Source organism: Streptomyces sp. NRRL WC-3742, assembly GCF_000720635.1.
Classification (GTDB): Bacteria; Actinomycetota; Actinomycetes; order Streptomycetales; family Streptomycetaceae; genus Kitasatospora.
The window spans coordinates 62,146-82,451 of record NZ_JOCF01000008.1 but is presented as its reverse complement, the minus strand read 5'-3'; the positions used below and the strand labels follow the sequence as shown (position 1 = coordinate 82,451).

The 20,306-nt window shown below is 72.8% G+C and carries 20 protein-coding genes and 1 pseudogene; 15 read left to right on the top strand and 6 right to left on the bottom strand.

Going from position 1 to position 20,306, the window contains the following annotated elements:
- The first annotated feature begins 41 nt into the window (after positions 1-41).
- Entirely contained in the window at positions 42-482 is a 441-nt protein-coding gene (locus tag IH61_RS0107175) for a phage tail protein (RefSeq protein ID WP_030290301.1), read from the top strand.
- Between the two features lie 92 nt (positions 483-574).
- Here the strand turns inward: IH61_RS0107175 and IH61_RS48265 are convergent, their stop codons facing one another.
- Together IH61_RS48265 and IH61_RS50200 are read right to left on the bottom strand one after the other, a co-directional pair.
- On the bottom strand, positions 575-796 hold the full coding sequence (locus tag IH61_RS48265; protein WP_324607584.1) for a zinc ribbon domain-containing protein: 222 nt from the start codon (positions 794-796) through the stop codon (positions 575-577).
- Positions 797-837: 41 nt separating this feature from the next.
- A pseudogene (locus IH61_RS50200) lies at positions 838-990 on the bottom strand (helix-turn-helix domain-containing protein); the annotation flags it as partial.
- A 116-nt stretch (positions 991-1,106) separates the two neighbouring features.
- Between IH61_RS50200 and IH61_RS0107170 the strand changes: the two are divergent.
- Together IH61_RS0107170 and IH61_RS47650 are read left to right on the top strand one after the other, a co-directional pair.
- Complete coding sequence (locus tag IH61_RS0107170) at positions 1,107-1,583, top strand: hypothetical protein (RefSeq protein ID WP_031066631.1); 477 nt, start codon at positions 1,107-1,109, stop codon at positions 1,581-1,583.
- Positions 1,580-1,738 carry a DUF6760 family protein gene (locus IH61_RS47650; protein WP_199823281.1) on the top strand — a complete coding sequence of 53 codons (159 nt, stop codon included), beginning with the start codon at positions 1,580-1,582 and terminating at the stop codon, positions 1,736-1,738. The genes IH61_RS0107170 and IH61_RS47650 overlap by 4 nt, the downstream gene beginning before the upstream one ends.
- Before the next feature lie 855 nt (positions 1,739-2,593).
- On the opposite strand, the gene IH61_RS46795 is transcribed toward IH61_RS47650, so the two are convergent.
- Positions 2,594-2,998: a hypothetical protein gene (locus IH61_RS46795; RefSeq protein ID WP_158844750.1), complete on the bottom strand. Its 405-nt coding sequence runs from the start codon at positions 2,996-2,998 to the stop codon at positions 2,594-2,596.
- A gap of 1,564 nt (positions 2,999-4,562) precedes the next feature.
- Here IH61_RS46795 and IH61_RS44280 point away from each other — a divergent pair.
- From IH61_RS44280 to IH61_RS0107115, 9 genes are all read left to right on the top strand, one after another.
- Complete coding sequence (locus tag IH61_RS44280) at positions 4,563-5,039, top strand: hypothetical protein (protein WP_158844747.1); 477 nt, start codon at positions 4,563-4,565, stop codon at positions 5,037-5,039.
- A gap of 60 nt (positions 5,040-5,099) precedes the next feature.
- A complete protein-coding gene (locus IH61_RS0107150; RefSeq protein WP_031066627.1) occupies positions 5,100-5,525 on the top strand; it encodes a phage tail protein in 426 nt (141 codons plus the stop codon).
- Between the two features lie 77 nt (positions 5,526-5,602).
- A complete protein-coding gene (locus tag IH61_RS0107145) occupies positions 5,603-6,325 on the top strand; it encodes a LysM peptidoglycan-binding domain-containing protein (RefSeq protein WP_031066623.1) in 723 nt (240 codons plus the stop codon).
- Positions 6,322-8,100 (top strand): VgrG-related protein, encoded by a 1,779-nt coding sequence (locus tag IH61_RS0107140; protein ID WP_031066620.1) that lies wholly within the window; start codon positions 6,322-6,324, stop codon positions 8,098-8,100. The genes IH61_RS0107145 and IH61_RS0107140 overlap by 4 nt, the downstream gene beginning before the upstream one ends.
- A 44-nt stretch (positions 8,101-8,144) precedes the next feature.
- Positions 8,145-8,459: a PAAR domain-containing protein gene (locus tag IH61_RS0107135; RefSeq protein ID WP_031066617.1), complete on the top strand. Its 315-nt coding sequence runs from the start codon at positions 8,145-8,147 to the stop codon at positions 8,457-8,459.
- Complete coding sequence (locus tag IH61_RS0107130; protein WP_031066614.1) at positions 8,456-8,911, top strand: GPW/gp25 family protein; 456 nt, start codon at positions 8,456-8,458, stop codon at positions 8,909-8,911. Before IH61_RS0107135 ends, IH61_RS0107130 begins: the two co-directional genes overlap by 4 nt.
- Complete coding sequence (locus IH61_RS0107125) at positions 8,911-10,869, top strand: putative baseplate assembly protein (protein ID WP_031066612.1); 1,959 nt, start codon at positions 8,911-8,913, stop codon at positions 10,867-10,869. Before IH61_RS0107130 ends, IH61_RS0107125 begins: the two co-directional genes overlap by 1 nt.
- Positions 10,866-11,438 (top strand): phage tail protein, encoded by a 573-nt coding sequence (locus IH61_RS0107120; RefSeq protein WP_031066610.1) that lies wholly within the window; start codon positions 10,866-10,868, stop codon positions 11,436-11,438. Before IH61_RS0107125 ends, IH61_RS0107120 begins: the two co-directional genes overlap by 4 nt.
- 3 nt (positions 11,439-11,441) lie before the next feature.
- The gene (locus IH61_RS0107115) at positions 11,442-12,572 is read left to right on the top strand and encodes a zinc ribbon domain-containing protein (RefSeq protein WP_031066608.1); all 1,131 of its coding nucleotides are present in this window, start codon (positions 11,442-11,444) and stop codon (positions 12,570-12,572) included.
- A gap of 42 nt (positions 12,573-12,614) precedes the next feature.
- Here IH61_RS0107115 and IH61_RS0107110 read toward each other — a convergent pair whose 3' ends face one another.
- A complete protein-coding gene (locus IH61_RS0107110) occupies positions 12,615-13,937 on the bottom strand; it encodes a radical SAM protein (protein ID WP_031066605.1) in 1,323 nt (440 codons plus the stop codon).
- 123 nt (positions 13,938-14,060) lie between these two features.
- On the bottom strand, positions 14,061-16,238 hold the full coding sequence (locus IH61_RS0107105) for a terpene synthase family protein (RefSeq protein WP_031066602.1): 2,178 nt from the start codon (positions 16,236-16,238) through the stop codon (positions 14,061-14,063).
- Between the two features lie 447 nt (positions 16,239-16,685).
- Between IH61_RS0107105 and IH61_RS40470 the strand changes: the two genes are divergently transcribed.
- Positions 16,686-17,921: a family 2 encapsulin nanocompartment cargo protein terpene cyclase gene (locus IH61_RS40470; RefSeq protein WP_420713855.1), complete on the top strand. Its 1,236-nt coding sequence runs from the start codon at positions 16,686-16,688 to the stop codon at positions 17,919-17,921.
- A 65-nt stretch (positions 17,922-17,986) separates the two neighbouring features.
- Positions 17,987-18,865, top strand: coding sequence for a geranyl diphosphate 2-C-methyltransferase (locus IH61_RS0107095; RefSeq protein WP_031066597.1), 879 nt, complete (start codon positions 17,987-17,989; stop codon positions 18,863-18,865).
- A 95-nt stretch (positions 18,866-18,960) separates the two neighbouring features.
- Here IH61_RS0107095 and IH61_RS0107090 read toward each other — a convergent pair whose 3' ends face one another.
- The gene (locus IH61_RS0107090; RefSeq protein WP_031066594.1) at positions 18,961-19,614 is read right to left on the bottom strand and encodes a dihydrofolate reductase family protein; all 654 of its coding nucleotides are present in this window, start codon (positions 19,612-19,614) and stop codon (positions 18,961-18,963) included.
- 250 nt (positions 19,615-19,864) lie between these two features.
- On the opposite strand from IH61_RS0107090, the gene IH61_RS0107085 reads away from it, so the two are divergent.
- Positions 19,865-20,257 carry a ribonuclease domain-containing protein gene (locus tag IH61_RS0107085; RefSeq protein WP_031066591.1) on the top strand — a complete coding sequence of 131 codons (393 nt, stop codon included), beginning with the start codon at positions 19,865-19,867 and terminating at the stop codon, positions 20,255-20,257.
- Positions 20,258-20,306: the final 49 nt, after the last annotated feature.

Genomic DNA, 20,306 nt, shown 5'->3' with positions numbered 1-20,306 from the left:
CCGCATCCATCCCCTCGTAAACCGGAAGGTGACACCGCGCCATGGCTGAAGGCGATCCGCTCTCCACACACATATTCGGCGTCCAGCTCGGCGGCTACAACGTCGAGTCCGTCAAGGAGATCAGCAACCTGACGGTCGAACAGGACGTCGTCGAGTACAAGCAGGTGACCCAAGAGGGCAAGCTGATCGTCCGCAAGCAGCCCGGCGCACGACTGCCCGGAGAGGTCACGATCACCCGTGGCCTCGACAAGAGCGGCGCGTTCACGGACTGGATCAAGGAGACCCTCAACAACGGGGCCATCAACACCGCGCGCCAGAACCTCACCATCGAGGTCAAGGACACCACCGGCGCCACCCTGCGGCGCATCCAGCTCACCAACGCCTGGGCCAGCCGCTGGGAGGGCCCCACGCTGAGCGCGGGCGAGTCCAGCGCGGCGACGGAGACGGTCACCATCGTCTTCGAAGAGATCAGCGTCGAGTGACATCCTCCCCGCGCTGGGGCGCGGGGATTCCGGCCGCGCCTGCGGCACGGGGTCTGCGCCCTGTGCGGCCGGCGTTCCGGTGGGTTCCTGTTTCAACGGGCCGTGCCCGGCGTGGGATTGCCACGCCGGGTCTCACCGGCCCTCCGCAGGCGTTTAGCCTGCCCGGCGGCCAGGATGTTCCGAGCAGCGTTGAGGTCACGGTCATGGAGTACACCGCACGCCCCGCAGGTCCACTCGCGGACGGCGAGGGGCTTGGGTCCGTCGCGGTGCCCGCACTGCGAGCAGAGCTGGGAGGACGGGAACGCGCGGGGCACGATGCGGACGCCGTCGGGATCCTCGACCTGTCCGCCTTCCACGCGGCCTTGCGCAGGGCGAGCGCATCGTTGTACACCACCCGCGCACACCCGAACGTACGGGCCAGCAAATGCTGCTGACCCTCCGTCGGGTAGAGGCGATAGGAGTATCTGAGGTGCACGAAATCAACGTACCGGCAGGTACTGACAATCATGCGAGGCCACCTGCACGGCGATCTGGCGTGACGGTGAAACGCCGCCACCTGATCTGCTCTGCACGCAGTCCGTTTCTACCCCCGGCCAAAGCCGGGGGTATCCACGGAGGTCCCCGATGAGGCGGCGCATCGGCCTCGACGAGCTGCTGGAACGGGCACCGGCGGCGGCAGCGCCGCCGCCGGCTGCCGCGCCCTCGCAGCCGTCGCAGGCACAGGGGCGTTCGCCGCACACGGAGTTCGAGTTCGAGCTGCCGATCGGCTACGTCGACGACGAGGGCACCGTCCACCGCTACGGCGCGATGCGCCTGGCCACCGCGCGCGACGAGCTGATGCCGCAGATCGACCTGCGGGTGAAGGAGAACCCGGCCTACCTGAGCGTGGTGCTCCTCAGCCACGTCATCACCCGCCTCGGCGATGTCCCGGACGTCCACGCGGGCATCGTCGAGCGGATGTACGCCACGGACGTGGCGTTCCTGCAGGACCTGTACCAGCGCATCAACAGTGAAGGCCACACACGCGCCGCCGTGACCTGCCCGCACTGCGACGGCGCCTTCGAGGTCGACCTCGCCGGTGGGCGCCTGGGGGAATCGTGACGTACGCGCCTGCTCGGCTGTACGAGGAGGTCGCGTACATCGCGTACTACTTCCACTGGCAGCGCGAGGACGTCCTCGACCTGACCCACCACGAACGCGGGCAGTGGGTGCGCGAGATCGCGCGCCTCAACACGCGGGTGGGGGAGGGCGGATGACCGGGTGGTCGGCGACCGTGCGCCCCAGCCGTGCCGTCTGTGCCGTCCGCCCCGTCGGCGAAGGCCGGTGAGGTAGATGGGGCTGCGGGAGTGGATGTCCCGTCGGCGGCCGGGGCCGGTCGCCGAGGGAGTTGACGGCAGTGTGCCCGGGCGCGAACGGCCGCGCCCGGCACCGCCCGCCGACGGCTGGCGCGAGGTGCGGCCGCTGGCGCCGACCCTGGCCGGGGCGGCGCCGGGCGTCAGCGACGGCCTCCGGTTCCGGTCGCGGCTCGCGTCCTGGCAGGACCCGTCGCTGTCCGGGCCGCTGGGGCACGCCGTCCTTCCGTCCGCCCCGGCGGGGATCCTGCGGGCGGTGGCGCTGCCGCTGGCATCGCCCGCGTTCACGGGTGGCGACGGGCACGGCCTGCCTGTGGCGACGCGCCCGGCCGGAGTGGAGGAGGCGGAGGAACCGGGGGAGCCGGGTCGGGCCGTTCAGCGATCGGTCGCGAGGCGACGACTCCCGGTGCGAGCGGCCCGTACGGTTGCTACCTCTCCCGCTCGCTCGGAACGCGACCCGGTCTCGCACGGGACGTCCGAGGCGACCGGGAAGGGAAACGTTCCGTCCGAGCGCCTGGCCCGTACGGCCGCTGAGGTTCCCGCTCGCCCCGAACGGCAACCGGCCACGCGCGGGGATCGCCGGGCGTCCGGGCCGGATAGCCGAGCCGTGGCGAGTTCTCGCCCTGAACGGGCGACTGAGGGACGGGTTTCGTCCGAGCGTGACGTTCCTGCGGCCGGTGAACCGGGCGTCCAGGCCCCGGTGGGTTCCCCGCGCACGCCGTCGGAACCGGCCGGGCAGGCGCAGGTCCAACGTACGAGTCAGAGCCGTTCGTCGCGGCCGCGACCGGTCGGCGAACCGCTGATCGTGGCGCGCCGCCCCCGAACGCTGCCCGCCCGCCCGGTGCCTGTGGTCCGGGAGCCAGTGGTTAGGGAGCCCGGCGAGACGCCGAGCCGGGCCACCGAGGAGGCGCAGCCCTTCGCCGTGCCGCCGGAGCCGGTGGCCGAACCCGCGCACGCGACCGGGGACGCCGTGGTGCAGCGCGCCGCTGCGCCGCCGACGACCCGCCCGGTCCTCGGCGCGCCGCTGACGGCGATGCCCGCCGGCGCCTCACCCGTGGCGGGTGGCAGCCGGAAGGCTCCGGAAGCCCCGGCGAGGGGACCGGCCCTGCCGGTCGTCCAGACGGCGTCCCAGCCCGGCCCGGCGACGCCCGACCGGGACACCACCGGCGACACGGCCGGTGGGCGCCGAGCCCGTACGGCTGCCGAGCCGAGCGGCCCGGCAGCCTCCGGCTCCGGTCGTCGGCCCACGCCGCCGCCACCGCCACGGGCCAGCAGCTCTGCCGCTCCCCGGCGCACGGGCCTCGGCGCCCCGCTCGACGCACTGCCGCCCACTGCGGCCGCTGCCGGTAGCACGGCCCCGACGCAGAGCGGTCGCCGGCCGGTGCAGCGACGCGTTGCGGGCCCGTCCGTCGCGCCCGCGTCCCCCCTCGGGGGCACCGGAACCGGGGGGCCGCCCGAGGCACCGAGCACGGTCGCGTCACCTCCGGGGGAGCCGACCGACCCGCGTCCGACGAGCGCTTCGCCGTCGACCGGTGCGCGTCCGGTGGTTTCCGCGCGCCCTGTTCCCGGCAGTCGGGGCGTGCAACGAGCCGTTGACCTGACGGGTCGGAGGCTTGGGTTGATCGGCGAGCGCCCGATGAAGGTCGCCCTCGCGGGCTCCCCGTCTCCGGCCGGTACGGGCACCCAGCCGGCCGCCGGGCCGCCGCCCGTCCCGGTCGTCCGCCGCAGGGCGGTCGCGCCGGATGCGGACGGGGGCTCCGTCCCGGAGGGCGGCCCGCACGGCCGAGCGGCTGCTGCGCAGCGCTCGGGTGCTGCGGACGACGCCCGGTCCGGCAACGGGAAGGCACCTTCGGCTCCGGGCCGCATCGCGTCGGTGTTCCAACGTTCGGTTCGGAAGCGCTCGCCGAAGGAACGGTCGGTTGATGGGACGGCCGTTCCGACGTCCGGCCGTTCGTCAACCGAAGCAGCCGACAGGGGAGTGGTACGTCAGCGTTCGACCGGGAACCGTTCGTCGGAAGGACGATCGGTCGGTGGACCGTCCGCATCGGGCGGGGGCCTCGGAGCGGTGGTTCAGCGCTCGGCCCGGAACCGACCGTCGGTCCGACGGTCGATCGGTGAGTCGCCGACACCAGGTGGGCAGCCGGGCGTGGCTGAGCAGGAGGGGCGAGGCTCCACGGCGGCGTCCCGACGCTCGACCCGGGAGCGATCGTCACAGGGGCGATCGGTCGGTGGGCCGGTGGCCTCGGACGGGCAGGTCGGCAACGTCGGATCGGCTGTGGCCGAGCAGGGTAGTGGCGGCCTCAGGGCGGTGTTCCAGCGTTCGCCTGGGAAACGTTCGCCTGGGAAGCGTTCGTCGGAGGGACGATCGGTTGGAGAGCGGTCGGCGGCTGAGCCGGGCGGAGGCGTCGTCCAGCGTGCCGCTGGCCCGGTGACCGAGCGGAAGGCGAGTGCCTCGTCCCCGCCCCCGCAGGCGGCAGCGCCGCACGGCGGGTCGGCTCCCCAGCGTCTCGAGCCGGTAGCCCGAAGCGCCGCCACCCCGGCGGCCGTCCGGCCCGCACGCCCACGGGACCTGCCGCCTCCTCCGCTCTCGGCCGTACCCCGACCCCAACCGATCTCTCCCGCAGCACAGTTCGCATCACCGGCCACCAGCGGCGTGGTGCAACGTGCCGCCGGGGAGGCACGCCCGGTCGGGGGGCCGCTGGTCGGGGGGTCGTTGGTCGGAGGGCCGTTGACGGTGGTCCCGGCGCGTACCTCGCCCCTGCCCGCCGCCGGCCACATGGTGCAGCGGGTCGCCGAAGTGGCGGGCTCGCCCGGGGTCGAGGCGCGTACGTCGCCCCTGCCCACCGCTGCCCGCACGGTGCAGCGGGTCGCTGACGCCGCAAGCGCGCCCGGCGCCCCGGCGCGTACCCCGACCCCGTCGGCCGCCACCGCCCGCGTGCTGCAACGTGTCGCCGAGGAAGCGGGGCTGACCGGGGTGCCGCTGACCGCCGTCCAGGCGCGCCGTTCGACCTCGACCTCGACCTCGACCTCGGCTTCGACCGGTTCGGCGAAACCCGCCCCACCGCCCCACCCCAACGAGCCCGCCGAGCCCGCCGACCTCGACGAGCTCGCCCGCCGCCTGGTCGAGCCCCTGAGCCGACTTCTGCGCACCGAGCTGCGCAGGGGCAGGGAGCGCACCGGGCGCCCGTACGACGGCCGCCGCTGAGAACGAACGCCTGGGAACGGAACGCCTGGGAACCGAACGCAAGGGATACGAACGGAACCGATGACCGACAACATCTTCGCCACCAGCGTGTTCTTCAGCCTCACCATCGGCGGCAACGACCTCGGCGAGTTCACCACCTGCTCGGGCCTCGGCGCCCAGGTCGAGATCGAGCAGTACGCCGAGGGCGGCAACAACGGTTTCTCCTGGCAGCTCCCGGGCCGCATCACCTGGTCGAACATCACGCTCACCCGCGCCGTCACCTCCGACACCGCGAAGATCACCCGCTGGCTGAGCGAGATCGTCCGCAAGGTGGAGCCGAAGGACGGCGAGATCGTCGCCCTGCGGCCGGACCTGAGCCGGATCGTCGGCTGGCAGGTGCTCGGCATCGTCCCGGTGCGCTGGGACGGCCCGTCCTTCGACCCGTCCAACTCCCAGGCGGCCACCGAGACCCTGGAGATCGCCCACGCGGGCCTGCGCCCGTCGTAGGGATCCCCGCCCCGACCGCCGGACAGCCCCGGACGGCCCAGAGAGCCGAGAGAGCCCAGAGAGGAGCAAGCACCCCGATGTCCGCCAGCGTCCCCGCGAGCGTCACCCGGGCCCAACTGACCATCATGGAGCCCCCGTCCACGGTCGGCGCCCAGCCCGGCGGTGCGCTGGCGCGGCTGCGGCTGCAGTTCAACCCGGCCTCCCTCGTGCTGCGCAAGAGCACCGAGTGGCGCCGGACGCCCTCCCGGATGGCGGGGCAGTCGGCCCTGCCCGAGTTCGTCGGCAGCGGCCCGCGCTCCCTCTCCCTGGACGTGTTCCTGGACGCGACGGCGACGCACGACAACTCCGTGGAGCGCGCCGTCGAGCAGCTGATGACGGCCTGTGTGCCCACTCCCACCAGCCTGGCGCGCAAGACCCCCGCCAGCCCGTGGATCCGCCTCGACTGGGGCACCTCGACCACGACCTCCTTCAACGGCGTGCTGTCGAGCCTGTCCGTCACCTACTCGCTCTTCGACGTGGACGGCAACCCGCTGCGCGCGACCTGCTCGCTCAGCATCGACGAGGCCAGCGTCGACCCGGCCGGCCAGAACCCGACCTCCGGTTCGCCGGAGGCCCGCAGCACCCACCGGGTGATCGCGGGCGACAGCCTGCCGTTGCTCGCCTGGCGCGCGTACGGGGACGCGACGGCCTGGCGGACCATCGCGGAGGCCAACGACATCGACGACCCGATGGTGCTTATCCCCGGCGCGGAGCTGATCGTGCCGGGCATCGACGAACTCACCCGGGGAGGGCGGCGATGACGACCCCCGAGGCCCGGGGCGGCCGGGCGTTCGCCGCCGACCCGGTGGTCGAGGCGCCGGGCCCGCTGCCGCCGGTCTGGGCGACCCAACTGGTCTCCTGCGACATCGAGGAGAGCGTCGGGCTGCCCGACACGGCGGTGCTGGCCTTCCGCGACGCCGACCACACCTTCCTCTCCGCGACCGGGATCACCATCGGCACCCGGCTGAGCGTGTCCGTGGTGACCGTCCAGGGCAACACCCGGGTGCGGCTGTTCACCGGCGAGGTGACGGCGCTGGAGCTGGAGGTCGACGGGACCGGCTCGTACACCGTGGTGCGGGCCTCCGCCGTGTCGCACCGCCTGATGCGAGGGCGCCGGGTGAAGGCGTTCCGCAACATGACGACCGCCGACATCGTCCGCGAGGTCGCGGCGGGCGCGGGCCTGGCGTGCGGGAAGGTGGACTCGTTCCCGGTCGTCCACCAGCAGCTCTCCCAGGCGAACGTCCCGGACTGGGAGTTCCTGACCTTCCTGGCGCAGGAGAGCGGCGCGCAGGTGCGGGTGGACGACGACGGACGGCTGGAGTTCGTCCGGCCCGATCCGGCCTCGGGCGCGCCCGCGCCGTCCACGCCCGCGCCGCAGAGCCCGCTGGTGCTGGAGTACGGCCGCAACCTGGTGGAGCTGCGCGGGGTGCTGACCGGCACCGCCGGGGCGGACACCGTCGAGGCGAGGGGCTGGAACGTCACCACCAAGAGGGCGCTCGTGGCCACCGAACCGTCCGTGACCTCCCGGACCGTTCAGCCGGGTATGAGCCCCTCCGTCGCGGCCTCCGCCTTCCCCGGCCAGGCGCGGCTGACGGTCGCCGACACCCCGTACCGCACCCAGGCGGAGACCGCCGCCGTCGCCCGCTCGCTGGCGGCCTCCGTGGCCGCCGGGTTCGGCGAGCTGGAGGCGGTCGTCGAGGGCAACCCGAGGCTGCGGGCGGGCACCGCCGTCGCCCTGGGCAACGTCGGCGCCGCCTTCTCCGGCCGCTACACCGCCACCGGGGTGCGCCACCTCCTCGAACCCTTCCGGGGCTACCGCACCACCGTGGTGGTCAGCGCCGCGCCCGACCGCTCGCTGACCGGGCTGGTCACCGGCGGCAACGCGCCGCCGCGCGGGCCCCGGATGCCGGGGCTGGCCGTCGCCGTGGTCACCGACGTCCGGGAGCCGGGGGACGGGCAGCGAGGCTGGGTGCGGCTCAGGTTCCCCTGGCTGGACGACGCCTACGTCTCCGACTGGGTGCGCACCGTGCAGTGGGGCGGCGCCGGGGGAGGCGGGGTGATCGCCCCGGAGGTCAACGACGAGGTGTTGGTCGGCTTCGAGCAGGGCGACCTGGACAGCCCGTACGTCCTGGGCGGCCTCTACAACGGCGTGGACAGGCCCTCCCCGCACGACGTTCCGCTGGTCGACGCGGCCACCGGAACCATCAACCGCCGTTCCGTGGCCTCCCGTTCGGGCCACCGGCTGGAGCTGCTCGACGTCCCGGCCGGGGCCTCCGGGGTCCGGCTGGCGAGCGGCGACGGGAAGCTGGAGGTCAAGCTGGACCAGCGCGCCGGGGAGATCGTCCTGACCGTCCACGGCCTCGGCGCCGCCGGGGGCAGCACCGTACGCCTGTCCTCCTCCGGCATCACCCTGGACGCGGGCACCGGCGAAGTGAACGTGCGCGGCGGCTCGGTCACCGTGCGCGGAACACAGGCCGTCAACGTCGAGGGCGGAGCAGAAGCCGTCCTCAAGGCCGCCATCGTCCGCATCAACTGACATCACGTCGACGCCTACCTCACCTCTGGAACGGAGAACCGCACATGCCCCCCGCAGCCCGGACCGGCGACCCCACCGACCACGGCGGCGCCCTCACCACCCCGCCGCCGGGCGCCGCCCTCAAGGTGGCGACGGTGCTGATCGGCGGCCGCCCCGCCGCCGTGGTCGGCACCCTGCACGCCTGCGTCCCGCACGTCGAACTCGGCCCGGCCAACCTCGTCGAGCCCCAACTCGGCGGCGTGACCGGCGGACTGGTCCTCATCGGCGGCCTGCCGGCGGCCAGGGTGGGCGACAAGACCGTCTGCGGCGCCACCATCATCACGGGCGCGTTCAACGTGCTGATCGGGGGAGCGATATGACGACCGGCGGATTCATCGGCCGGGGCTGGGCCTTCCCCCTGCGGGTCAACGCCACCGGCGGCATCGGCATGGTGGAGCGGGACCGGGAGATCGCCGAGGCCATCCGGCTGATCCTCGGCACCGCCCCGGGCGAGCGGCCCATGCGGCCCGAGTTCGGCTGCGGCATCCACGAGTACGTCTTCGCCCCCGGCGACGGCACCACCGCCGGGCGGATCGCACGCGAGGTGCGGCTCGCCCTGGAGCGCTGGGAGCCCCGGATCGAGCTGGACGACGTGGTGATCGCCTTCGACGGCGTCGACGAGGGCACGCTCTACATCGATCTCCACTACACGGTTCGCTCCACGAACGATCGCCGCAACCTCGTCTTCCCCTTCTACACGATCCCCGAGCACCCCGAGCACTCCTCCGGCGCCGAGCCGGCCCTGGCGACGGCGGAAGGCGGCGCGAACTGATGGCCCTGCCCTCCCCGAACCTGGACGACCGCCGCTTCCAGCAACTCGTCGACGAGGCCAAGCGCTACGTCCAGCAGCGCGCCCCCGAGTGGACCGACCACAACGTCTCCGACCCCGGCGTCACCCTCATCGAGACCTTCGCCTACCTGGTCGACCAGCTCCTCTACCGCCTCAACCGCGTCCCGGAGAAGAACTACGCGGCCTTCCTCGACCTCCTCGGCGTGCGCCTCTTCCCGCCCGCCGCCGCCCGCGCCGAGGTCGACTTCTGGCTCTCCGCGCCCCAGCCCGAAACCGTCCTGCTGCGCGCCGGAACCGAGGTCTCCACCCTGCGCACCGAGACCGACGAGGCCGTGGTCTTCGCCACCGCCGAGGACCTCCCCATCGTCCCCAGCACGCTGGAGCGGCTGATCACCGTCACCGCCACCGGGGAACAGAGCGACCGCACCGCCCGCCTGGCCGACGGCGCCGACGTGCCCTGCTTCCAGGCGCGCCCGCAGGCCGACGACGCCATGCTCCTCGCCCTCCCGGCGGCCGTCCCGCGCTGCATCCTGACCGTCCGCCTGGACAGCCGCGTCGAGGGCGTCGGCGTCGACCCCCGCCAGCCCCCGCTGGTCTGGGAGGCGTGGGACGGCGCACGCTGGCTCCCCTGCGAGACCGGCACCGACACCACCGGCGGCCTCAACCGGCCCGGCGAGGTCGTGGTCTTCGTCCCCGCCGGGCACACCGCCTCCGTGGTCTCCGGCCGCCGCGCCGGCTGGCTGCGCTGCCGCGTCACCGAACCGCACCCGGGCCAGCCGTTCTACTCCGAATCCCCGACCATCCGCCGCGCCGAGGTCTTCACCGTCGGCGGCACCGCGACCGCCGCCCACGCCCAGACCGTCACCGACGCGCAGCTCGGCACCTCCGAAGGCGTCGCGGGCCAGCGCTACCGCCTCGCCCGGCCGCCCGTCCTCCTCGACGCCGGGCCCCCGGTCCTCGAGGTCGCGGCCGGCGACGGCTGGGAACGCTGGACGGTCGTCGAGCACTTCGGCGACTCCTCGCCCACCGACCGGCACGTGGTGCTCGACGCCACCACCGGCGAGTTCCACCTCCCGCCCGCCGTACGGGAACCGGACGGCACCCTGCGCGCCTTCGGCGCCGTCCCGCCCAAGGGCGCCCGGCTGCGCGTGCCGCAGTACCGCACCGGCGGCGGAACGGCGGGCAACGTCGCGCGCGGCACGATCACCGTGCTGCGCAGCTCCGTCCCGTACATCGCCCGGGTCGACAACCGCGAGGCGGCCAGGGGAGGGGTGGACGGAGAGAGCGTCGACAACGCCAAGCAGCGCGCCCCGCACCAACTGCGCCTCCAGGAACGCGCCGTGACCGCCGGGGACTACGAGCTGATCGCCCGCCAGGCCGCGCCCTCCGCCGCCCGGATCAGCTGCGTGCCCGCCGCCCCCGGCGAGCCGGGCGCCGTGCGGGTGCTGGTCGTGCCCGAGGCCGTCGCGGACGACGGCGACCGGCTGCGCTTCGAGCAGCTGATCCCCGACGAGCAGGTGCTCGCCGCCGTCGCCACCGCCCTCGACGAGCGAAGGCTGATCGGCACCCGCCTGCTCGTCCAGCCGCCCGCCTACCAGGGAGTGACGGTCGTCGCCCGACTCACCACCCGCTCCCCGGACCCGGACCGCGTCCGGGAGGCGGCCCTCGCCGCGCTCTACCGCCACCTCAACCCGCTGCGCGGCGGCGCGGACGGCACGGGCTGGCCCTTCGGCCGGGCGGTGCGGTACGGCGAGGTGTTCGCCGTCCTCCAGCGGGTGGCCGCCGTCGCCGGCGTCGAGGAACTGCGGCTCTTCCCCGCCGACCCGATCACCGGCCGCCGGGGCGCACCCGCCGAACGCATCGAGGTCCCCCCGGACGCCCTGGCCTTCTCGCACCAGCACCAGGTCATCGTCACCACGGCCGAGGACGGTGAAGCATGACGCGTGCGGCCGTACCGGGGCTGCCCAGCCCGCACCCGATCGGCGACCTGCTGCCTGCCCTCTTCGCCGACGACGACTTCGCCCAGCGCTTCACGGCGGGCCTGGACACCGTCCTCGCCCCCGTCTTCTCCACCCTCGACAACCTGCCCGCCTACCTCCAACCCCGCCTCGCCCCACCGGACTTCCTTGACTGGCTGGCCTCCTGGGTCGCGGTCGAGACCGACCCGGCCTGGCCCCTGGAGGTGCGCCGCGCCGTCGTCGGACGCGCGGTCGAACTGCACCGCTGGCGCGGCACCCGGCGCGGGCTCGCCGAACGGCTGCGCCTGGTGCTGGGCGCCGGTGCCGAGATCGTGGACGGGGGAGGGGCCGCCTGGTCCACCACCGCCGGAGCCGCCCTGCCGCCCGCGCCGAGCGGCGAACTGCTGGTCCGGGCCTGGCCCCTGCGCGGCGCGGCCCTGGACGAGGACCAGGTGCTCGCCGTCGTCAGGGCCGGCTGCCCGGTCCACCTGACCTGCCGGGTGGAGATCCTGCCCGGCCCGCCCGGCCTCCCCGGCCGAACGGAGGGATGACGGATGCCGGTCTGCCCGGAGTGCGGAACGATCAACGCCCAGGGGGACGACTTCTGCGGCAACTGCGGCGCCTACCTCGCCTGGTCGAGCGGCGACAGCCAGGCGGCGGCCAAGGCGACGCCCAAGGTGACGCCCAAGGTGACGGCGCCCGCCGAGCCCGTACGGGAAGAGCCCGTACGACAGGAGCCCGTACGGGAGGAGCCCGCGCCGCCGAAGCCCGCCCGGCCTGCGACGCGACCGGAGCCCGCGACACCACTGGAGCCCGCGACGCCCGTCCAACCGCCCAAGGGCCCCGAAGCCAAGGCCCGAGAGCCCAAGGCCCCCGAACCCCGGGTGCCCGCCCCCGCAGAACCCGACCCCGTCGCCGTCCAGCCCGCCAAGCCCCTCCCGCCCCGCCCCGTCGTCCGCGCCACCGGCCCCGACGACACCCAGGACGGCCCGCCCTGCCCCAGGTGCGGCACCCCCAACCTGCCCGAGCGCCGCTTCTGCCGCCGCTGCGCCGCCCCGCTGACCGTCACCGCCCCGCCGCCCGCCCTGCCCTGGTGGCGTACCCGCTGGCCGTTCCGCCGCCGGGTGCGCATCGGAGGCTCGGGTACCGCGCTGCGCCGCACGATCGCGCTGCTGGTCCTGGTCGCGCTGGTCGTCGCAGGCGTGCTGCTCTACCCGACCGGGGAGCGCGCGTTCCAGGACGTGCTGGACAAGCTGGGCGGCACCGCGCCCGTCGCCCCCTCCGCCACCTCGGCGAGCGCCGCCGTCGAGGGCCACCCCGCCACGGCCGCCGACGACGGCGTCACCAACACCTACTGGGGAGCCCCCGCGGTCGGGGACTCCCTCACCTTCTCCTTCCGCTCCCCGTTCCGCCTGGTGGACCTGATCGTCCACACCGGCCCCTCCCCGGTCCCGGAGCAGTTCCGCCAGCAGGCCCGCCCGATCGTCCTGACCCTGGAGGTCACGGACAAGGACGGCGGGACGGACCGCCGGCAGGTCACGCTCGAGGACCGCCCGGGCCCGCAGACGGTGGCCACCGGGATCAGCGACGTGGCCCAGGTGAAACTCACCGTCCGCGAGGCCGCGGGCACGGGCCCCGGCCGCAGCATCGCCCTGGCCGAGGTGGAGTTCTTCAAACGGACGTGACGGATGTGGTGGGCGTCATGGATGTCACGGACGTAGGAGACCTCACCCGGTCAGCGAGTCCATGAACGAGCTGACAGAGAAGACCGCGTTGCCCGGCCCGGCCGGCCCGTACCCGGGCGGGGAGGAGAGCCCGAACTCCTCGAGCGTCCCCCGGTAGGTCTGAAGCAGCCGGATGTGGTACTCCAGCGGCGCGCCGTCGGGGTTGGCCTTGCCGAGCGGGGTGGTCGGCTCGGGGCACCAGGTGGTGAAGCGCGGTACCACGCCGTGCGACATGAAGTAGCGCAGGCCCTCCTCGGTGGAGGAGATGGCCTCGTCCACGGTGGTGAAGCCGTGCGGCGCGGCCATCTCCACGCCCGCGACGAAGTTCGGGATGACGTTCTCCGGCCCGAACACCTCGGTGGAGTCGAGGATGCGGCGGTGCCACTCGTCGCGGCCGACGTAGCGCTCCTTGCCGGGGCAGTACAGCTCGAACAGCCGCTTGTCCCAGACCTCGAAGTTGGGGTGGTAGATCCGCACGCCGTAGTCGTGGAAGCGCTGGACGTCCTCGCGCGGCAGGGCCTGGGCGACGACCTTGCCGATCCACCGGCCGGGGAAGCGCTCCTCGATGGCCTTGGCGTACTGGCCGTAGAAGTCGGCCTCGTCCTTCCCGCCGACCTGCGAGGTGATCGCCCCGCCGGTGAGGGTGTACGCCTTGGAGGCGCGGGCGGTGTCGTGCTCGTCGATCAGCGCCAGCGCCTCGAGCACCTCCTCGACGGGCTTGACGCCGGTGTAGGGGCGGCCGGCGGCCTTGTGCTGGCGCCAGTTGTGGTTGATGTCGCAGTACTGGCACTCCTCCTTGGCGCCGAAGTACTGGCAGACCCGGAAGACCGTGAGGTAGATCAGGTAACCCCACTGGATGGTCGGGGCGACCTCCATCACCGACTTCCCGTTGGCCAGGGTGTGCCGGTAGTAGTCCGGCATCGGCGGCAGGCCCACGTCCGCGATCCGCACGCCGTCCAGGTAGAGCCCGAGCGTGCCGTCGTCCCCCGCGCCGACCCGGTACGGGGAGTCCGGGTTGACCCGCACCGACACCACCGTGCGGCGCAGCTCGTACGGCCCGCCGGTCAGGACGATCTCCTCCGGCGGCCGGTTGAGCGCGGCCGCGCCCAGCTCGGGCAGGGTGCGGTGGTCGAAGGAGAAGATGAAGTAAGACTTCGGCTTGACCTCGCCGCCCCCGGTCCCGGAGCTGCCGCTCAGCGCGGACTCGTCGAAGGCCATGCCGCCGCGCAGCAGGTCCTCCTTGATCACCGCCTCCCTGGGCACGTCCGGGAAGCGCCCCATCAGGTCCTCGACGAGTGCGGTACGGCTGCCGGTCTGACTCTGCATGCGCTGGTCCTCCTTCTCGGCCCCGCCCTCTGCGGCGGTGCCACCCGCCATTCTTCTCCTCCTTACACGGAGCGCGAGCGAAGGTGCGGGCCGGGGCGCGCCCCGACCCGCACGCGCGGCGTGCTACGCGCTCACCCCGACCCGGGCGGCGGCGGTGCCGAGCCCGACCGGGCCGCGTCGCAACAGGGTGGGCAGAGTCCTCTGAGTGCGGAAGTCCGTGTAGCGGCCCGTCCGCAGGTGCCATTCGAGCCACCCTGCGATCCAGTCCTGCCAGGCCCGGACGTGTCCGTCCAGAGCCGCGCGGTCATCGGCGGACAGCTCCAGTTCGTCGGCCAGAGCCGGCAGTTCGGTGTCGCAGATGTGCTCGAACTCGCGCAGACGTGCCGTCAGGAGGTCGTTCACCACACCCACCGCCCGGGGCAGACCGCAGTCGGCGAAGCGCTGGAGGGCGATGATTCCGTTGTGCACCTCGTCCTCGAACTCCACTTCGAGCTGGTAGGAGGTGACGTCATTGGACCAGCCCGCCCAGTCACCGGCGGCGGCCTGCAGCCTGCTGATCGGTCGGCTGTGGAGGACGGCGTCCGGGACGGTGGCGCCCGAGGTGTAGTTGATCATGTCCGGAAAGAGGCCGGCGCCGAGCGTGATGCGTCGCATGGTGACGTAGTCGACCAGTTCGGGGACGCGGTTCTGCATCCGGTTGGAGACCTCCCACATCCCGGCCCGGATGCACTCCGCCACCGCACCGGCGAACCTTCGCCGGGGGTCGGCGGGCACCGCCGGCGCGGTACGGGTCCACACGTCCGCCAGGCCCCTCTCCGACGGGTTCAGCGGCACCGGCATGGTGAGGCCGTCCGCTGGGAGGAACTGCACGAGCCGGTCGGTGTACGCCTTCGCGCCGGCGAAGTCGCGCGACCGCTTGAAGACCTCCAGGACGTAGTCGTCGTGGACGATGCCCCAGGTGTACCAGTCGGTGAGCAGGTCCAGCTCCGAGGGCGTCGCACCCGGATGGGTGAGCGCGGTGAACAGCGCGAGGTCCGCCGACTTCACGCTCTCCTCGGTCCAGATGCCGAGCCCCGGCGCGTCCAGTACGCCCATCGACCGCATCCAGGCCAGGGAATGCGCGCGGGCCGCCTCCAGGTTCTCGTTCACCCGGACCGGGAAGGGCATGTAGAAATCCGGGAGGACCAGCTGCTCGAACGGCGGACGGGGATTGTGGGTGTGACTCCTCGTCGCGAGGCGCAGCTGAGCGGGGGCGAGCCCGATCCGGGCGGCGGCGGTGCCGAGGCCGGTCGGACCGCGCAGTGGTGAGCCCGTTCCCGACCCGGCCGCGCCCTCGGGCAGGTAGCGTCCGCCGGGGCGCAGCGCCCATTCGAGGTTCCCGGCCATCCAGTCCTTCAGGCCCTGGACGTACCTCAGTACCCCGGTCCGCTCGGCCGGGTTCACGAGGTACTCGTCGAAGGCCGGCGGCAGTTCCGTCGCGGCGGTGTGCTCGAAGTGCCGGAGTCCGTCCGTGACCAGGTCGTTGAGGAGCTCGACCGCGCGTTGGGTATCGCAGCGCAGGAAGTGCTCCAGGACCGTCACACCGTTGTTGACCTTGCCCTCGGCCATGTCGATGTCGTAGGAGATGATGTCGTTCTGCAGGCCCTGGGAGTCGGCGAACGCGGCGGTCAGCACGTTGAGCGGACGCTCGTCGAGCAGCCGGGGCGGCAGCTCCAGGCCCAGCGCGTGCTCCAGCAGTTGGGCCGACCAGAGGATTCCGCCGACCGAGCGCCGGACTTCGAGGTACTCGATCGGGTCGAGGACGCGGTCGCCGCCGCACGCGAGGTTGAACAGCTCGCGCAGCGCCTCCTCCGCCATGTCCTGGATGACCTCGACGTAACGGCGCAGCCACGGCTCCGACTTGCCGGGCGCGGTGCGGGACCAGAGGTCGACCAGCCCGCGCTCCAGCGGGTTCTCCGGGGTGAGGCCGGACGGAGTGCCGTCGGTCGGCATGAAGCCCCGCAGGCGAAACAGGTACTCCTTGGCCGCGCCGAGCTGCTCGACGTCGGTGAACGCCTGGGGAAAGTAGTCGTCGACGTACCAGCCCCAGACGTACCAGTCGCTCATCAGGCACAGTTCGTCGGGGGAGGCGTCGGGGTGCGTCCAGGCGGCGAACAGCGCGAAGTCCATCGCGGTGAAGCGCTCCTCGTCCCAGACGGGTTCGAGCATCCCCGTCTCCCGTACCCAGAGCAGACTGTGCGCGCGGGCGGTCTCCAGATGCGGATTGAGGCGTGCGGGCCACGGCATGTAGAAGTCGGGCATTTTCGTCACGGCGTGTTCTCCTCGGAGGATGCGAATGCGCGGCGAGGTGCGCATTCGAACAGCCCCCGCCGCGACGGGCTCAACGCGCCCGCTCGGGTCAGGACACGGGTGAATGCGCGCGGTTGACGCCGCAGGGGGTGCGCCGATGCATGACAAGGGCGCGTCCACACCGGACAGCATGAACGTTCACCTGATCGGGTGTAGAAGATCGTCCGTTGCGATGCGGAACGGGCTTTCGCGCATACGGTTGGGGACCGAGCGAGACGGGGTCCGCAGCGTGGAGTTTCCCCTCGCGGCGGGCGAGATGAGGTCCCGTCATATTTTGCGATCCCTCTCGGAGGAGGCTCCATGCCCCTGAGCACCACACCGGACTCCCCATCCGTGAGCACCACCGCTATGGAAAGGATCCTGCGCGGGCCCAGTGGACTGGGCACCTCAGGACTCCAGTTGACGTCACCGCCCGCAGCGCCGGAGGTCGAGGCCCCGGAGGTCGGCGTCCCCGAGGCTCGGATCCCCGAGGTCGAGGCCCCCGAGGCTCAGGTCGCCGAGGTCGAAACGCCCGCGGCCGAGATGCCCGAGGTCGAAGCGCCCGAGGCCCAGGCGCCGCCCGTATCGGGCCTTTACCTTCCCGGCCTCTCCGTCCCCGGCCTGTCCCTGGCCCCGCCTCCGGCCGCCGCGGCGCCCACCGGCGGCAAGCCGAAGTCCGGTGACCCCATCCCCGGCCTCTACCACCACCCGATCGCCGAGCCCGACCCCGTCCGCGTGGAGGCGCTCAGCCTGCGCATCAAGGCGTGGGCGATGGACGAGATCGAGCTCTACCCGCCGGAGTGGGAGAAGGACTTCGACGGGTTCTCCACCGGGCGCTACATGGTGGCCTGCCACCCGGACGCGCCGAGCATCGACCACCTGATGATCGCCGCCCGCCTGATGGTCGCCGAGAACGCGGTGGACGACTGCTACTGCGAGGACCTCGGCGGCTCGCCGGTCGGCCTGGGCGGCCGCCTGCTGCTCGCGCACACCGCGCTGGACCCGCTGCACACCACGCCGGAGTACCACTCTGCCTGGGAGGCTTCGCTCTCCGAGGACGCGCCCCGGCGCTCGTACCGCTCGGCGATGGACTACTTCGTCCGCGCCTCCACGCCCTCGCAGGCGGACCGCTTCCGCCACGACATGGCGCGGCTGCACCTGGGGTACCTGGCCGAGGCGGCCTGGACGGAGACGGACTACGTCCCGGAGGTGTGGGAGTACCTGGCGATGCGCCAGTTCAACAACTTCCGCCCCTGCCCGACGATCACCGACACGGTCGGCGGCTACGAGCTGCCCGTCGAGCTCCACGCGCTGCCCGCCATGCAGCGGGTGATCGCGCTGGCCGGCAACGCCACCACGATCGTCAACGACCTGTACTCGTACACCAAGGAGCTGTCCAGTCCCGGACTGCACCTGAACCTGCCGGTGGTGATCTCCGAGCGCGAGAACGTCTCACGCCAGGAGGGCTATCTGAAGGCGGTCGAGGTCCACAACGACCTGATGCGCGCCTTCGAGGCCGAGTCGGCCGCGCTGGCCGTCGCCTGCCCGGTGCCGACGCTCGTGCGCTTCCTTCAGGGAGTGGCCGCATGGCTCGACGGCAACCACTACTGGCACCAGACCAACACGCACCGCTACAGCCTGCCCGACTTCTGGTGACCAGCCGTCGGCAGTCGTCCCACCTTGTCCCGTAACCAACGCTGAGAATCCTGGAGTTGACCCGCATGTCCCTGACCGACGACCTCACCGCCAACGACGCCGCGATCCCCGGCCCGGCGACCCCCTACCAGGGCGACATCGCGCGCTACTGGAACAACGAGGCTCGCCCCGTCAACCTGCGTCTCGGCGACGTCGACGGCCTGTACCACCACCACTACGGCATCGGTGCGATCGACGAGGCCGCGATCGGCGACCCGGCCGACAGCGAGCGTGAGAAGAAGGTCATCGCCGAGCTGCACCGCCTGGAGTCCGCCCAGGCCGACGTGCTGCTCGACCACCTCGGCGAGATCCGCGCCGACCACACCCTCCTCGACGCCGGCTGCGGCCGCGGCGGCTCGATGGTGATGGCCCACCAGCGCTTCGGCGCCAAGGTCGAGGGCCTGACCCTCTCCGTGCAGCAGGCCGACTTCGGCAACAACCGCGCCCGCGAGCTGGGCATCGGCGAGTCGGTGCGCTCGCGGGTCGCCAACATGCTCGACATGCCGATCGAGAACGGCACCATCGCCGGCTCCTGGAACAACGAGTCCAGCATGTACGTGGACCTGCACGACCTGTTCGCCGAGCACTCCCGGGTGCTCGCGGTCGGCGGCCGCTACGTCACCATCACCGGCTGCTGGAACCCGCGCTACGGCCAGCCGTCGAAGTGGGTCTCGCAGATCAACGCGCACTTCGAGTGCAACATCCACTCCCGCCGCGAGTACCTGCGCGCCATGGCCGACAACCGCCTGGTGCCCCAGGCCGTCATCGACCTGACCCCGGACACGCTGCCCTACTGGGAGCTGCGCAACACCACCTCGCTGGTCACCGGCATCGAGGAGGCGTTCATCGAGTCCTACAAGGACGGCTCCTTCCAGTACGTGCTGATCGCGGCCGACCGCGTCTGAGTCGTCCGACCCTTCGGGCGCATCCGTACGGGCGGCCTCCCCTCGCGAACTGCGGAGAGGGGAGGCCGCCCGCGCCTGCGTTGCCGTTGTGCCCGTCAGGGCTTGCGCGGCCGGGTGAAGGTGAGGTGGGTGACCCCGCTCGGGCTGCTCACCGCCTCGACGTCGAAGCGCTCCTGGAGGCCCTCCAGGCCCGACCAGAGCGGGACGCCCCGGCCGAGCACGATCGGCACGACGGCCAGGTGCAGATGGTCGATCAGGTCGGCCTCCAGGAACGCCCGGACGGTGCTCGGGCCGCCGCCGATCCGCACGTCCAGCCCGCCGGCCGCCTCCCGGGCCCGGCGCAGCGCCTCCTCGGGCGTGGCGTCGAGGAAGTGGAAGACGGTGCCGCCCTCCATCTCCACGGAGGGGCGCGGATGGTGGGTGAGGACGAACGTCGGCGTGTGGAAGGGCGGCTCCTCGCCCCACCAGCCGCGCCAGGACTCGTCCTCCCACGGCCCGCGCTGGGGGCCGAACTTGTTGCGGCCCATGATCTCGGCGCCGATGCCGGGGCCCCAGGCGGCCGCCATCGCGTCGTCGACCCCGGTGTCGCCGCCCTCCTGGCCGATCATCCGGCGGAAGGTTCTGGTCCCGGTGAACCAGTTCGTCAGCCGCCCGCCGGCGTGGCCGAAGGGCGCCTCGAGGGTCTGGTCCTCGCCGGTGCCGTAGCCGTCGAGGGAGATCGAGAAGTTGTGGACCCGGACCAGGGACATGGCGTGCCTCCTCTGCTCGGTGATGCGCGGTAGCACTCGGAAGTGCTCGTGGTGCTCGATGGTGCTCGGCGCCCACGCTAGCGGGAGGGTGTGACAACTCGTGACGGTCGGTCACGGCCGGGCGTGGCGGGCCCGTCCGGGGCTCCGGCGGGGCGGGATCAAGTCGTCGGCAGGTACGTCGAGTTGACCGGAGATGAAGAGTCGGTTCAGGGGCTTCCGGTGAACCGGCACGGTCGCCATCCTGTTTGACATGACCCGCACTCTACGCGCGAAGACCCGCGCCGCCGCCGTCATCGCCACCCTCGCCCTGGCCACCCTCGCACCCGTCGCCGTCGCCACCGAGGCGCAGGCGTCCGTCACGGGCTCGGTGTGCCTGACCGCCCTCCCGTCCCAGGCCCGCACCACCCTGAACCTGATCGCCTCCAACGGGCCGTTCCCGTACCCGCACGACGGCATCGTGTTCCAGAACAGGGGCACCGTGCTCCCGGCCCAGTCCTCCGGCTACTACCACGAGTACACCGTGGTCACCCCGGGCGCCCCGACCCGTGGCACCCGCCGCATCATCACCGGCCAGCGGTACCACGAGGACTACTACACCAGCGACCACTACGCGACCTTCCGCGTGATCAACTTCGGCTGCTGACACCGTCGGTGGGGCCCCGCGCACCGGGCGGGGCCCCACCGCCCGGCGT